The sequence below is a fragment of the Mucilaginibacter sp. HD30 genome (assembly GCF_054061755.1).
Window position 1 is genome coordinate 4,137,276 of sequence record NZ_JBSSEO010000001.1, and the last position, 14,843, is coordinate 4,152,118.

Consider the following 14,843-nt stretch of genomic DNA (forward strand, 5'->3'; position numbering starts at 1 on the left):
TTAAAAACAAACAAGACTATGCAGGTATGCCTGTATAGTCTTGTCGATGTATTAAACGAAGATAAGTGATTTAAGTTTTAATCTCCAAATTTTTTGTGTGCTTAACAAAGATTGGTATTTGAAGATTGAAGATTAGTTGCCTGGAACAAACCAATCTTCAATCTTATGCGCTAATCTTTAAAAGCAATCTTCAGCTTGCCCGCCATTACTTCGCTTATTCTGCGATAAGAATCAAACGTCCATCCAGCAACGTGGGGGGTAAGTATAACTTTCCCGCTTTGCTTCAATTCATCAAACCAAGGCTGCTCAGCAAGCGCCGGGAATTTTTCTGTTTCCAGCACATCTAAACCCGCGCCTAAAATTTTACCGCTTTTTATTCCGTTTAAAACCGCCTGTACCTTAGCCACGCTACCACGGGATGTGTTGATGAAAAATATGGCCTTTTTAAAATGGAATAGGTATTCATCATTCACCAGGCCCTTGGTTTCGTTGGTAAGCGGTATATGCAGGCTCAAAACATCGCTGTGTTTCACAATCTCCTCCATGCTCACTTCGCGTGCATATTTATCGCTAAAGCCGGTTTTATATTTATCGTATGCTATAATATTCACGTCAAAGCCCGATAGTTTTTTGGCGAAGCTTCTGCCCATAAAACCGTATCCTATAATACCTACTGTTTTGCCTTTTAATTCGTGCCCGCGGTTACCTTCACGGTCCCATTTCCCTGCCCGCACCTGGGCATCAGCAATGTTAAAATTGTTCATTAAAGCCAAAAGCAACCCCACAGCATGCTCGCCCACAGCATCCATATTGCCTTCTGATGCATTTATCAAAACAACATTTTTTTCTTTAGCACAAGCCTCATCAATGTTATCCATGCCTGCACCGGCCCTGCAAACAAAGCTTAAACAGGTGGCGGCATCAAAAACTTTTCTGTCTACATTAAACTTTGAGCGGATTACCAACCCGGCATAACTACCAATAATAGTAAGTGCTTCGTCTAATTTGATAGTAGGCTGATAGCTGCAGGTGTAACCTATTGCCTCGGCCTGCTCAATAAAAATGGGATGTATATCGTCAACTATAAGTATGGTATTATTGTTATCCATTGCTTTTAATTTAAATAACAAAACCATTTTCGTTTATTCCCACTTTACCAACTGGTTTTGATTTAGCATGATAAAATAAACATGTCCAACCTTCTTGTGCTGCCTTTGTGCCATAAATTTCGCGCAGCTCCATGGCTTTGCGTCCATCGTAGTCATACTTAGCAATAAACTTGCGGATCAATTGTTCTGGCTCAGGGAGCTCGTCGCCTCCAAAAAATGCCTTGTCTTCGCCATCCTGTATCCAGAACACCTGGTGATAAGGGCAATGTCCGCCTGATAGTTCATACTTTATCCCCGGCTTAAACTCGCCATTGCCCTCAACAAATGTTATGGTGGCCGAGCGCTGCAATACGTCGAATATTTCTGTATGATAAGAATCTGATTTTTTTGTGTAGGCTGTTTCCCACTCCTGCCTGCTTATAACATGCTCAGCCGCCGGGAAACTGGGTTCAAATTTGCCGTTGCGCTCCACCACCAATCCGCCTGAATGATCGTAATGCAGATGTGACATCAGTACAAGCGTAACATCTTCCGGATCAAAACCGGCTTTGCGTATTTGCTGATGCAGCACTAATTCGCCGCTTTCATCTTTATAGCCAAGCCCGGCATCAAGCACTATAAGGTCCTTTGCCGTTTGTATCAGAAAAGGATTTACATGGATAAACAGCGAGCCGGGACGATCACGGTAGTTGTCTTTTTGAGGATCAAACGGAATAAATTTTTTAGATGCATCTACGGAGTAGGAGCCCTCACTTAACGCGAATATTTTCATGCTTTGTAAATGTGCAGATATGCAAATGTGCAGGTGTGCAATATTTTTTGAGTTGTTGTGTTTATTAAGAACTTATTTAAACAGTTATTTGTCTCTGGTAATCACTTTTAAATCTGCACATTCGCAAATTTGCATGTCTGCACATTTTTAAATCTGCACATCCAAAGGTATATTTACTGTTTTAAGCAACAAAGATATGAATAAACGGTGGTCGATTAAGGATGTTCCGGCGGTTGATAACGTAAATCGTCTGGCCGCCGAGCTTAATATCGATCCGGTTTTAAGTGCTTTGTTATTACAGCGGGGAGTGAACACCTTTGAGGAGGCCAGGTTTTTCTTCCGGCCGGATATCCGCCACCTTCATGATCCTTTTTTAATGAAGGATATGGAGCAGGCAATTGAAAGGATTGAGCAGGCCATCATCAATAAAGAAAAGATTTTAATATACGGTGATTATGATGTGGATGGTACCACATCTGTAGCCGTTGTGTACAGCTTTTTTAAGCAATATCATAGCTACATTCAATATTACATCCCCGACCGTTACAAAGAGGGTTACGGGATATCCACACAAGGCATAGACTATGCGGCCGAAAACGGGTTTAGCCTTATTATAGCTTTAGATTGCGGTATAAAATCAGTTGATAAAATTGCATATGCAAATACCCTCGGTGTTGATTTTGTAATATGCGATCACCATACACCCGGCGCCGAATTGCCGGCTGCTGTTGCGGTTTTAGACCCAAAACGCGCAGACTGTAATTATCCTTATAAAGAACTTTCGGGGTGTGGTATAGGCTTTAAGCTGATACAGGCCTTTGCCGAAAAGAATGATATTGACTTTGAAAAGGTTGCCCGCTATGCCGATCTTGTTGCGGTGAGCATAGCCTGCGATATCGTACCCATTACTGGCGAGAACCGGACGCTTGCCTATTTCGGCTTGCAAAAGCTAAACAGCGAGCCTTGTATCGGCCTTAAAACCTTAATGGGCGTAGCCGGGAAAAGTATCAGCTACACCATTACGGATATTGTTTTTCTGTTAGGGCCACGCATAAACGCTGCCGGCCGAATTGATGATGCTAAACATGCTGTGGAATTATTGGTGGCCTGCAACGAGGCGGATGCGCAACTAAAGGGCGATTTAATTAACATTAAAAATACCGAGCGCAAAGAGCATGACTTATCTATTACCGACCAGGCGCTGGAAATGATAGGAAGCGATGACGTGTTGATCAGTCGTAAATCTACGGTGGTTTTTAATGAGACCTGGCATAAGGGAGTAATTGGTATTGTAGCATCAAGATTGACAGAAAAGTACTACCGGCCAACTGTGGTATTAACCCAATCTAACGGCCATGTTGCAGGATCCGCGCGCTCTGTTGTTGGCTATGACCTTTACGAGGCGCTTTGTGAATGCAGTGATCTGCTGATACAGTTTGGTGGCCACAAATACGCGGCAGGCTTAACTATGCATCCGGATAACGTACCTGCTTTTATAAACAGGTTTGAAGAAGTGGTAAGCGCCAGTATTACCAGTGAGCAATTGATACAGCAAATACCAATAGATGCGGAATTGCGTTTGGATCAGATAGAGGCTAAGTTTTTCAGGATATTGAATCAGTTTGCACCTTTTGGGCCCGAGAACATGGCACCGGTGTTCATCAGTAAAAATGTGTATGTTAGTGGCAACCCGGCAATAGTCGGCGCTAATCATTTAAAAATGACGGTTATGCAGCCAGGATCGGCGCATTTTGACTGCATTGCCTTTAACCATGCGGAATTTGCTTCAAAAATTAAAAAGGATGTGCCGTTTGATATTTGCTACGCTATTGAAGAGAATGTGTGGCGCGAAAAGCGCACCATACAGTTAAATATAAAAGGGATTAGGGTGTAGATTCAACAGTCAAAATTTAAAAGTAAAAATGTACTTTTTTGAATTTTGACTTTTTATTTTTGAATTATAAATGATATTAAGAGCAGAACATTTAATAAAGAAGTATAAACAGCGTACTGTTGTAAACGACGTTTCGTTCAGTGTGGAGCAGGGCGAGATAGTAGGTTTGTTGGGGCCAAATGGTGCGGGTAAAACCACGTCTTTCTATATGATAGTGGGCCTGATAAAACCTAATGAGGGTAACATATTTCTGGATGATCAAAATATTACTACCGACCCAATGTACCGCCGTGCGCAAAAGGGCATAGGTTATTTGGCGCAGGAAGCTTCAGTTTTTAGAAAATTAACGGTGGAAGATAATATTAAGGCGGTGCTTGAAATGGGTAAGCTACCCAAAGATATACAGGAAGAGAAACTGGAGACGCTGATAGATGAATTTAGCTTGCATAAAGTACGGCGTAACCGTGGCGACCTACTATCAGGCGGGGAACGTCGCCGTACTGAAATAGCGCGTGCATTGGCGGCGGAGCCTAATTTTATTCTGCTGGATGAGCCTTTTGCCGGCGTTGACCCAATAGCTGTTGAGGAAATTCAATCCATGGTAGCCAAACTAAAATACCGTAATATTGGTATTTTAATAACCGATCACAACGTGCAGGAAACATTGTCTATAACCGACCGTGCTTACCTGCTGTTTGAAGGAAAGATACTGGAAAGCGGTGTGCCCGAGGTTTTGGCGGAGAATGAAATGGTGCGAAAGGTATATCTTGGAGCTAATTTTGTTTTAAAACGTAAAAACTTTTTGCCTGATGGGCAGAAAGCTACCTTATAATAAACCGATTGTATGACCATTTTCAACTCTGTTTTCACATGGTTCATGAAAAAGCGTATCCATCAGATAGAGCTTTTTATGAAATATCCTAATGAAGTACAGGAGGAGTGGTTTGAGCAGCTAATAACGCGTGCGGAGAATACCGAGTGGGGTAAAAAGTATCACTACAAAAGTATAACCAACCTTACCGAGTTTAAAGAGCGGGTACCCATCCAAACTTATGATACGCTAAAGCCTTACATTGAGCGCATGCTTCAGGGCGAGCAAAATGTTTTATGGCCCTCAGAGATAAGATGGTTTGCTAAATCATCGGGCACCACAAACGACAGGAGTAAATTCATCCCCGTTAGTGAGGAAGCGTTAGAGGAATGTCACTTTAAGGGTGGTAGAGATTTGCTCACCATTTACTTCAATAATAGGCCCGATGCTAAAATGTTTACGGGTAAGATCCTTACGCTTGGTGGCAGTCATCAGATAAGTCAATTAAGCCCTGATACCTCTTTTGGCGATCTTTCTGCAGTGTTGATGAAGAACTTGCCTTTGTGGGCGGAGTTTCACCGCACGCCCGATCTGGATATTGCCCTGCTGGAAAACTTTGAAGAGAAAATTGAACGCATGGCTTACGCCACTAAAGATGTTAACGTAACCAGTATAAGCGGCGTACCTACGTGGAATTTGCTGTTATTTAAACGCATATTAGAAATAACCGGCAAAAAAAACCTGCTGGAAGTATGGCCCAACCTGGAAATGTATTTTCACGGCGCGGTTAATTTTACGCCTTACCGCGAGCAGTTTAAAAAACTCATCCCTGATGAGAATATGTATTATCTGGAAAATTACAATGCTTCTGAAGGTTTCTTTGGGATACAGGATACCAAAGAGCCCGGCGAAATGCTGCTGATGCTTGATTACGGCATTTTTTATGAGTTTTTACCCTTAGAGAACTTGCATGATGAGCATCCCAATACACTCACGTTAGATGAAGTAGGACTTGATAAAAACTACGCGCTTATCATCAGTACCAATGCGGGTCTGTGGCGGTACATGATAGGCGATACCATTAAATTTACATCGCTGGCTCCTTTCCGTATACAGATAACCGGGCGTACCAAGCATTTTATAAATGCCTTTGGCGAGGAAGTAATTATTGATAATGCAGAACGTGCTTTGGAAGAGGCCTGCAACCAAACTGGCGCCATAATACGCGATTACACCGCCGCCCCGGTTTACTTTAACGGCGATGAATGCGGCGCCCACGAATGGCTGATAGAGTTTGAAAAGAAGCCCACCGAATTTGAACGTTTTGTTGATATTATGGACGAAACTCTGCGCCGCGTAAATTCCGACTACGACGCCAAACGCTTTAAAGACATGGCCCTGCGCCGACCTATTGTGCGTAACATGCCGCGCGATACATTCTTTCACTGGCTGAAAGAGAAGGGGAAACTGGGCGGGCAACATAAAGTACCACGCTTAGCTAATAACCGCGAGTATGTGGATGCGATTTTGAAGGTGGTGGAAGTGGTGGGATAAGGTTATTTCTGATATCGGATTTTCAATAAGGATTTATTTGTATACACCTGATGCACTATTCAAACTAGAAAATAGAAGGGCAATAGCTTTGACAAGTTTCAAAGTTGTCAAAGCTATTGCTACCTTGCATAAAATGAGCACCCAACCATTCAATCGGCCCATACGTGTTTTAGTTGCCAAGGTTGGCCTTGACGGGCATGATCGCGGCGCGCGTATTATTGCGACATCGCTTCGCGATGCGGGCATGGAGGTTATTTACACTGGATTAAGGCAAACTGCCGAAATGGTAGTGAATACCGCCTTACAGGAAGATGTGGATGCGATAGGCATTTCGATACTATCAGGTGCACATATGACGGTCTTTCCGAAGATCATCAAGTTGGTAAAGGAAAAAGAAATGAACGATGTGCTGATAACGGGCGGCGGCATTATTCCGGAAGAAGATAGAGAAGAGTTAAAGGCTTTGGGTGTAGGGGAACTTTTTCCGCCGGGGACAAGTACACAGGATATAGTTGAATACATTACCCAATGGGTGCACCAGCATCGTAATTTTTAATTAAGATGAGCTACCAAAATTTACTGACCGAGCAAAAAGAGCGTTTACTATACATTACCATTAACCGCGAAAGCAAAATGAACGCGCTTAACGCCGAAACTTTACGCGAGTTAAATGCTGTTTTTACTTCTGCTTTTTCTGATAATAGCATTGGTGGTATAATTATTACGGGTGCGGGGCAAAAGGCTTTTGTTGCAGGCGCGGATATTTCTGAGCTGGAAGGGCTGGATAAAGCCGGTGCCGAAACAATGGCGCGCAATGCGCATAATAATGTTTTCAACCTGATAGAAAACGGCAATAAGCCGGTTATTGCAGCCATCAACGGCTTTGCTTTGGGCGGTGGATTGGAACTGGCAATGGCCTGTCATATTCGCGTAGCGGCTGACAATGCCAAAATGGGCCTGCCCGAAGTTACTTTAGGCTTGATACCCGGATATGGAGGTACCCAGCGTTTAACACAACTTATTGGTAAAGCAAAAGCTTTTGAAATGATAATGACGGCCGACATGATGACGGGCGACCAGGCACAGTTTTTTGGTCTGGTTAATCACGTAGTTGCTCAGGACGAATTGCTGCCCAAAGCCGAGGACATCATGCAAAAAATATTAACCCGCGCGCCTCTAGCCATTGCCGCAGCTATAAAAGCCATAAATGCTGCCGGCAGCGCAGAAGGATTTGATACCGAGATAGCGGGGTTTGCCGAGTGTTTTAGCACCGCAGACCGTAACGAAGGGGTCTCCGCTTTTTTGCAAAAACGGAAACCTGAGTTTAAGGGTAAATAATCTTAAGGCATTAGCTCCTTTAGTTTATTCTCAAGCACTTTACCGCGGATATTTTTAGCTATGATAGTGCCGTTCTTGTCTATTAAATAATTGGTTGGGTAGGCATCCACACCGTAAATTAATGCTGCTTTGTTTTTATCACCCTGCAAATCAGATACGTTTTCCCACAGCAAACCATCTTTCTTAACCGCATCCAGCCATGCCTTTTTATTATCATCTGCCGAAACCCCTAATATATTAAACCCTTTAGATTGATATTGTTTGTAGAATTCAACTAAACGCGGGTTTTCTTCGCGGCACGGACCGCACCAGGCTGCCCAAAAATCAAGCAAGATATATTCTCCTTTTATATCTGAGAGTTTTACTTTTTTACCGTGAGTATTCGCTTGCTCAAAATCCTGAAATTTATCGCCAACTTTTACATTTTTATTTAGGCTGATATACGCGTTTATTTCTTTGCCATAATTGGTTTGCTTCATAGTCGCACTCAAATTTTTATAAAGCGACTCCGTTTTTTCTTTACCCCAGGTAGACGAATAGACATTAAGTAGGTGAGCAGCAATTAATGAATTGGGGTGCTGTTTAACATAATTGCTATCAACTTGCTGTTCCTCGTTACGTAATAGAGCGAGTTGTTTTAACAAACCTTCCCGTTCCGACGTAACCTTGGTTTTTGATAGTATTTTGTTAAGGCTATCTTGCATTAATGAAAGCTGCGCAGAACTTGCTTGTAACTTATTATTCTCGTCCTGCGTGGCTGAACCCTTAATTGTCGCCTTTTTAAATTCTCCTGCTTTAAGAACGATGCTCATCGGTTTATTCTCTATCCATAAACCGACATAGTTTTCGTATTTAGCGGTAAATATATATACCTGTCTTGCCTGCTCATTAATACGGCCGCTCATTACAAATTTTCCTTTTATAACCAGGGCAGAATCAATAATTTTTTCTGGCCTGGCATTTCTTAAATAAATTTTAGCACTGTCTTTCAGACCGGTAACTTGACCGTTAATTTTGAATCCGACATTTTGTGCCGATGTTTTAAATTGAATTGCGCACACCAAAATAACGGCGTAGCTTAGGTTAATTATCGTTGTTTTCATGCCCAAATCTAAAATACTTTGCATAATGAATTTTGTTATTTAGACTGATTGTCGATTTAATTAGACAAAGCTGGTTTAAAACGTTTTAGTCGAAAAAATACCGGGTTTAGTCGAAAAAACCGCAGCGTTCACTTCAGGCCCAGCTTGTAATTCCTATTTTGCATCATGAAGGCGACTCATTTTGAAATAGACCGGACATACTTTTGGGTAGAGTTGAGTTTCCTGCTTTTCCTGTCCTTCGGTGTTTCGCTCATCAGCGACCTGGAGTACAGTGCCTATGAACAACACGACATTGCCCGGTTTGCTGAGGATATCGGTTATCGGCTGATCACAGGCAGCTTTTCTCTCATCATCTATACCATATATTACTTTGCATTCTTAAAACGCTATGTGTTTGGACACAAGGTTATCGGTATTATCCTTTGCAGCGCCGGCTTTGTGATCATAGATCACTTAATGGATAAGTTTCCGAGTAACTGGGTCATAATTCATACTGACTGGGTTTCAAACAGTTTGAAAAAGCGGGCGGTTGAAGACCTTTTGAGGCCACGTATTATATTCACGTTCAATTACAGACTAATCAATTCCATAATTCCGTTAATTGGCTTAGCTTTTCTGATCAGGTCGCTCACCCAGGAACGGGAAATGAAGGAACTGAAAGAACAACAACTGGTTTCTGAACTCAATTACCTAAAAGCGCAACTCCACCCACATTTCTTTTTCAACACGATGAATAATATTTACTCACTCGCGTTAAAGCAATCAAAAGATACCCCGGCGGTGGTAGCTAAATTGGCCGACATGATGCGGTATATTTTATATGAAGCCGATCAACCTAAAGTTTCGCTTTCAAAGGAGATTATTTTTTTGACCAATTATGTAGAGGTAGAGCGAATAAGGCATCAGCAAAACACCATACGGTTTGATGTACAGGGCGCTAATGAGGCGGCGAGTATTGAGCCACTTTTAATGCTGCCTTTTATTGAGAATGCCTTTAAACACGGCCTTGAACAAGAGACCGGACAGGGTTTTGTAAATATTATACTTTGCATTATAGACAACGAGCTTACTTTAGAAGTTAGTAATAGTAAACCGCGGCAGTTAAACCTATCGCCGGGCATCGGTTTGCAGAATGTTGTAAAACGCTTAGCTTTACTTTATCAAGGCAGGCATGATCTGCGGGTAAACGAAGAAGCAGGCACATATCATGTTACCCTGACGCTTCAATTGATATGACACGCTGTATAATTGTTGAAGATGAGCCATTGGCGCAGGAGGTGATTGAAAATTACATCTGCCGTTTTGCGGATTTTGAATGTGTAGGGGTTTGTAAAAATGCTTTAGATGCTTTCACCTTGTTGCATCAGGAGCAAATTGATCTTATGTTTCTGGATATAAAAATGCCGGGCATTAATGGACTGGATTTTCTTCGTTCTTTGAAAAACCCTCCCGCTGTGATTTTTACCACAGCATTTGCCAACCACGCGGTTGAAGGTTTTGAACTGGATGCGATAGATTATCTGCTGAAGCCAATAACGTTTGAGCGATTTCAAAAAAGCATCAATAAGTTTTTAAAAGTTCAAACAAATGAGCAGCAGAAAAGCAAAAATTACAGCTATTTTAAGGTATCAGGGAGGTTGCTAAAAGTAATGCATGCGGATTTATTGTATGCGCACTCTGTAAAAGACTATGTGCACCTTTGCACATCAAGTAAAAGTTATCTTACCCATATGACGATGAAGTACCTGTGTGAGTTATTGCCGACGGATACTTTTATACGGGTACACAGATCATACCTGGTCAATAAAAACCACATAAACACGGTAAGCAGGTCGGCCATAAAAATAGGTGACGAGGAGATCCCGGTTGGCGATAATTATAAGATTAACCTGGAAAGCCTTACCTGATTGAGCTAAAATATAAAAGGCCCTTCTTTTACGAAGAGCCTTTGTTATTTTATTTACTTTTTAACTTATAACTTACGTTTAACTTCAACATTCTCGTAAGCTTCAACAATGTCGCCTACTTCAATATTGTTAAAGTTATTGATGTTCAAACCGCACTCATATCCGGTTGCAACTTCTTTAACATCATCTTTATAACGTTTTAACGAAGCCAACTCGCCTGTGTAAATAACCACACCTTCGCGTACTATGCGGATCTTGCTGTTACGGCTAATCTTGCCATCCAATACCATACAACCTGCAATAGTACCCACCTTGCTGATCTTGAAGGTTTCGCGTATCTCAACGTTGGCAACAATCTTCTCTTCGTATTCAGGAGCAAGCATGCCTTCCATCGCCGCTTTTATTTCGTTGATGGCATCGTAAATGATAGAGTATAACCTGATATCTATCTGCTCTTGCTCGGCCAGTTTACGGGCACCGCCTGATGGGCGAACCTGGAAACCGATGATGATCGCATCAGAAGCCGAAGCTAACAATACGTCTGATTCAGAGATCTGACCTACTGCTTTTGATACTATGTTAACCTGGATCTGCTCAGTTGAAAGTTTCAATAACGAATCGGACAACGCTTCAATAGAACCATCCACGTCACCTTTAACAATCAGGTTAAGCTCCTTAAAGTTACCAACTGCCAAACGACGGCCAATTTCATCAAGGGTAATATGTTTCTGCGTACGTAAGCCCTGCTCACGTTGCAATTGCATACGTTTGTTAGCAATTTCGCGTGCTTCAACTTCACTTTCAAGCACGTTAAATTTATCACCTGCGGTTGGTGCGCCCTGCATACCCAACACCTGTACCGGTGTTGATGGTCCGGCAGATTCAACACGCTGCCCACGCTCATTGGTCAACGCCTTAACACGACCGCTGTAGCAGCCGGCTAATATTGGGTCGCCTACTTTAAGGCGGCCGGCTTGTACCAATATGGTGGTAACAATACCGCGGCCTTTATCTAAAGCAGCTTCAATTACAGTACCTACTGCGCGTTTATTAGGGTTAGCTGTAAGCTCTAACAGTTCGGCTTCCAGCAATATTTTTTCTAAAAGTACCTCAACGTTTAAGCCTGTTTTAGCTGATATTTCCTGAGTTTGGTATTTACCGCCCCATTCTTCAACCAAAATGTTCATGGCAGATAACTGCTCACGTATCTTATCAGCATTAGCGCCTGGCCTGTCAATTTTGTTGAAAGCAAAGATAATAGGGGCACCTGCGGCCTGCGCGTGGTTTATGGCCTCGCGGGTTTGCGGCATCACGCTATCATCAGCAGCTATAACTATAATTACAATATCTGTTACCTGGGCACCCCTTGCACGCATGGCGGTAAACGCCTCGTGACCCGGTGTATCCAGGAATGTTATTTTACCTTTATCGCCGGGCAGGGTTACTTCGTAAGCACCAATGTGCTGCGTTATGCCACCTGCTTCGCCGCCTATTACGTTGGTTTTGCGTATAAAGTCAAGCAATGATGTTTTACCGTGGTCAACGTGGCCCATTATAGTAACAATAGGTGCACGTGGTACCAGATCTCCCGGTTCGTCAGGCTGATCAAGGTTAGCCTCTTCATCCTGTGGCTTAACAAACTCTACTTTGTAGCCAAACTCTTCGGCAACAATACTTAGCGTTTCAGCGTCAAGCCTTTGGTTAATTGATACGAACATACCAAGGCTCATACAGGTAGAGATAATTTGCGTTACCTGTACGTCCATCATTATAGCCAGCTCGTTTGCCGTAACAAACTCAGTAACTTTAAGCACTCTTGATTGTGCTTCCTGCTCCATTGCCAGCTCATCAGCATTTGCCGCTACATCATCACGTTTTTGACGACGGAACTTAGCACGCTGAGCAAATTTCCCTGATTTCCCTGCACCGCTTAAACGGGCAAGTGTTGCCTTGATCTGGTCTTGTATATCTTTTTCTGTAGGCTCTTCTTTAGGTGTAGACGGAGGTGCATTACGGTTCCTGAAATCAGGACGACCCACGCCACCACCTTGACCTTGACCACCACCTGGTCTGTTATTTCTAAAGTCCGGGCGATTGTTGTTGTTATTATTATTGTTGCCTTGACCGCCTCCCTGGTTTGTACCAGGCGTGCCGGTACCTTGTTGTGGGTTAGGGCCGCCCTCTTTGCGTTTACGTTTACGCTTATGATCGGCGTTGGTATTTGATGACGATGCTACGGGGTTGCGCTTAGGCTCATTAACAGGTAAGGTAATTCTACCTACAATGTTTGGTCCACTAAGACGCTCTGCTTTCGCGCGGATAACCTCGTTCTCTTCAGGCGCTTCTGGCTGCGGTGCTGGTGTTGCTGCCGGTTGTGGCGCAGGTGTAACCGGAGCCTTTTCAACCACTGGCGCAGGGGTAGCAACAGGTGCTTCTGCAACAGGCGGTGTTACTACTTCCGGTGCAGCTGTTTTTACAACCTCGGGCTGTGTAAAAGGTTTTACCTCTCCGGCCACAGGTTTTTCAACTTGTGGTTCCGGCTTATTTTCAGTTACTTGAGGTTTTGCGTGTAAGTTGTTCAGATCTATTTTACCAACCACCTTTACACCCGGAAGTGCATCCTGATTCTGACTTTCTGTGCGTTCTGCAACAGGAGCAGGAGGAGTGACAGCCGGTGCCGGTGTAGGCGCTGGCTTGGGTTTGTCGGCAGCTGGAGCAGCAAACTGCCCGGCATTTTTTATAAGGATCTCCTCATTTTCAAAATCACCACGTGAACGGCGCACCTCAGGCTGCTTTTCGGCAGGAAAACCTGCGTCCTCCTTCCTGATCTTGCCTATGCTGATCTGTTTGGCTTCTTCCTTAATACTCTTGTCAACAGCAAACTCTTTCAACAAGGCACTGTACATGTCATTGCTAAGCTTAGCCATTGGCTGCTTTTCAACTTTAAAGCCTTTACCGGCTAAAAAGTCTACAATGGTACCCATACCAATATTGAGTTCCTTTACTGCTTTTATTAACTTAATAGATTTGTCTTCGGACATTTATTACTCTTTCTCTTTTTATAAGCTTTTCCTGCTTTTATGCAAAAATACGATTTTAATTTGTCTTCTATTATTTTATTCAAACTCAGCTTTTAATATAGACAGCACATCTTTAACAGTTTCTTCTTCCAGATCTGTGCGTTTAACCAATTCATTTACAGACAGGGCTAATACTGATTTTGCAGTATCTAAACCTATACGTTTAAATTCGTCAAGTATCCAGCTGTCAATTTCATCTGCAAATTCTTCAATGTCCACGTCCTCATCATGCTCGTCAGCTTCACGGTAAACGTCTATTTCATAGCCGGTTAACTTACCTGCCAATTTAATATTATGTCCACCGCGACCGATTGCTAACGACACCTGATCTGGCTTTAAATAAACCGCTGCTGTTTTTTTCTCATCATCTAATTTAATAGAAGTGATCTTGGCAGGCGATAAAGCACGCTGTATATATAACTGAATATTGTTGGTAAAGTTTATTACGTCGATATTTTCATTTTTTAATTCGCGTACTATACCGTGTATACGCGATCCTTTCATACCCACGCAGGCACCTACCGGATCAATACGATCATCATATGATTCAACTGCAACTTTAGCACGCTCACCTGGTTCACGAACAATCTTTTTGATAGTGATCAAACCATCAAAAATCTCAGGAACCTCAAGTTCAAACAAACGCTGTAAAAACTCAGGCGCTGTACGCGATATAATGATTTTAGGGTTAGCGTTCAGCATATCTACTTTGTAAACAATAGCTTTAACACTGTCGCCTTTTTTAAAGTAATCGGCAGGGATCTGCTCTGTTTTAGGTAATAAAAGCTCGTTGCCTTCATCATCTAATACCAAAGTTTCTTTTTTCCAAACCTGGTAAACTTCACCGGTAACTATCTCGCCAACACGATCTTTATATTTTTTGAAGATCTCATCCTTTTCCAGCTCCAGAATTTTTGAAACCAGTGTTTGGCGTGCAGCCAATATAGCACGGCGACCAAAGCTTTCTAAGGTTATCTGCTCAATAAACTCATCACCAACCTCAAGATCTTCATCATGCTTATGCGCCTCGGCCAATTCAATTTCAAGGTCATCATCTTCGCTAAAGCCATCTTCCATTACCTTGCGCGTGCGCCATATTTCCAAGTCACCGTTATCTGTGTTAACAATAACGTCGCAGTTTTCGTCGTTGCCGAATTTTTTACGGATCATACTTCTGAAAACGTCTTCCAGTACGCTCATCATTGTGGGCCTGTCAATGTTCTTGAAATCCTTAAACTCCTGGAAGGAATCGATCAAATTAATATTGCTCATTTT

At 42.6% G+C, this 14,843-nt stretch carries 12 protein-coding genes; 7 read left to right on the forward strand and 5 right to left on the reverse strand.

All coding sequences use genetic code 11. From position 1 onward, the window contains the following. Window positions 1–170: 170 nt before the first annotated feature. Window positions 171–1,109: an NAD(P)-dependent oxidoreductase gene (locus ACVW2L_RS19495; RefSeq protein ID WP_457129623.1), complete on the reverse strand. Its 939-nt coding sequence runs from the start codon at window positions 1,107–1,109 to the stop codon at window positions 171–173. 10 nt (window positions 1,110–1,119) lie between these two features. After that, window positions 1,120–1,881, reverse strand: coding sequence for an MBL fold metallo-hydrolase (locus tag ACVW2L_RS19500; protein ID WP_457129624.1), 762 nt, complete (start codon window positions 1,879–1,881; stop codon window positions 1,120–1,122). A 196-nt stretch (window positions 1,882–2,077) separates the two neighbouring features. Here ACVW2L_RS19500 and recJ point away from each other — a divergent pair, with 196 nt between their 5' ends. The 5 genes from recJ (at window position 2,078) to ACVW2L_RS19525 (ending at window position 7,478) form a co-directional block, all read left to right on the forward strand. Next, on the forward strand, window positions 2,078–3,775 hold the full coding sequence (gene recJ / locus ACVW2L_RS19505; protein ID WP_457129625.1) for a single-stranded-DNA-specific exonuclease RecJ: 1,698 nt from the start codon (window positions 2,078–2,080) through the stop codon (window positions 3,773–3,775). Between the two features lie 70 nt (window positions 3,776–3,845). Continuing rightward, complete coding sequence (lptB, locus tag ACVW2L_RS19510; RefSeq protein ID WP_457129626.1) at window positions 3,846–4,607, forward strand: LPS export ABC transporter ATP-binding protein; 762 nt, start codon at window positions 3,846–3,848, stop codon at window positions 4,605–4,607. Between the two features lie 12 nt (window positions 4,608–4,619). Beyond that, complete coding sequence (locus tag ACVW2L_RS19515; protein ID WP_457129627.1) at window positions 4,620–6,140, forward strand: GH3 auxin-responsive promoter family protein; 1,521 nt, start codon at window positions 4,620–4,622, stop codon at window positions 6,138–6,140. A 133-nt stretch (window positions 6,141–6,273) separates the two neighbouring features. After that, a complete protein-coding gene (locus tag ACVW2L_RS19520; protein WP_457129628.1) occupies window positions 6,274–6,696 on the forward strand; it encodes a cobalamin B12-binding domain-containing protein in 423 nt (140 codons plus the stop codon). 5 nt (window positions 6,697–6,701) lie between these two features. Beyond that, on the forward strand, window positions 6,702–7,478 hold the full coding sequence (locus tag ACVW2L_RS19525) for an enoyl-CoA hydratase/isomerase family protein (RefSeq protein ID WP_457129629.1): 777 nt from the start codon (window positions 6,702–6,704) through the stop codon (window positions 7,476–7,478). A 2-nt stretch (window positions 7,479–7,480) separates the two neighbouring features. On the opposite strand, the gene ACVW2L_RS19530 is transcribed toward ACVW2L_RS19525, so the two are convergent. Beyond that, window positions 7,481–8,581 (reverse strand): redoxin domain-containing protein, encoded by a 1,101-nt coding sequence (locus ACVW2L_RS19530; RefSeq protein ID WP_457129630.1) that lies wholly within the window; start codon window positions 8,579–8,581, stop codon window positions 7,481–7,483. 165 nt (window positions 8,582–8,746) lie between these two features. On the opposite strand from ACVW2L_RS19530, the gene ACVW2L_RS19535 reads away from it, so the two are divergent. Both ACVW2L_RS19535 and ACVW2L_RS19540 read left to right on the forward strand, forming a co-directional pair. Further along, window positions 8,747–9,817, forward strand: a complete 1,071-nt coding sequence (locus ACVW2L_RS19535) for a sensor histidine kinase (protein WP_457129631.1) — start codon at window positions 8,747–8,749, stop codon at window positions 9,815–9,817. Further along, window positions 9,814–10,488: a LytR/AlgR family response regulator transcription factor gene (locus ACVW2L_RS19540; RefSeq protein WP_457129632.1), complete on the forward strand. Its 675-nt coding sequence runs from the start codon at window positions 9,814–9,816 to the stop codon at window positions 10,486–10,488. Before ACVW2L_RS19535 ends, ACVW2L_RS19540 begins: the two co-directional genes overlap by 4 nt. A gap of 65 nt (window positions 10,489–10,553) precedes the next feature. Here ACVW2L_RS19540 and infB read toward each other — a convergent pair whose 3' ends face one another. Continuing rightward, entirely contained in the window at window positions 10,554–13,529 is a 2,976-nt protein-coding gene (gene infB, locus ACVW2L_RS19545) for a translation initiation factor IF-2 (RefSeq protein WP_457129633.1), read from the reverse strand. A 75-nt stretch (window positions 13,530–13,604) separates the two neighbouring features. Further along, window positions 13,605–14,840, reverse strand: coding sequence for a transcription termination factor NusA (gene nusA / locus ACVW2L_RS19550; RefSeq protein ID WP_457129634.1), 1,236 nt, complete (start codon window positions 14,838–14,840; stop codon window positions 13,605–13,607). Window positions 14,841–14,843 lie beyond the last annotated feature (3 nt).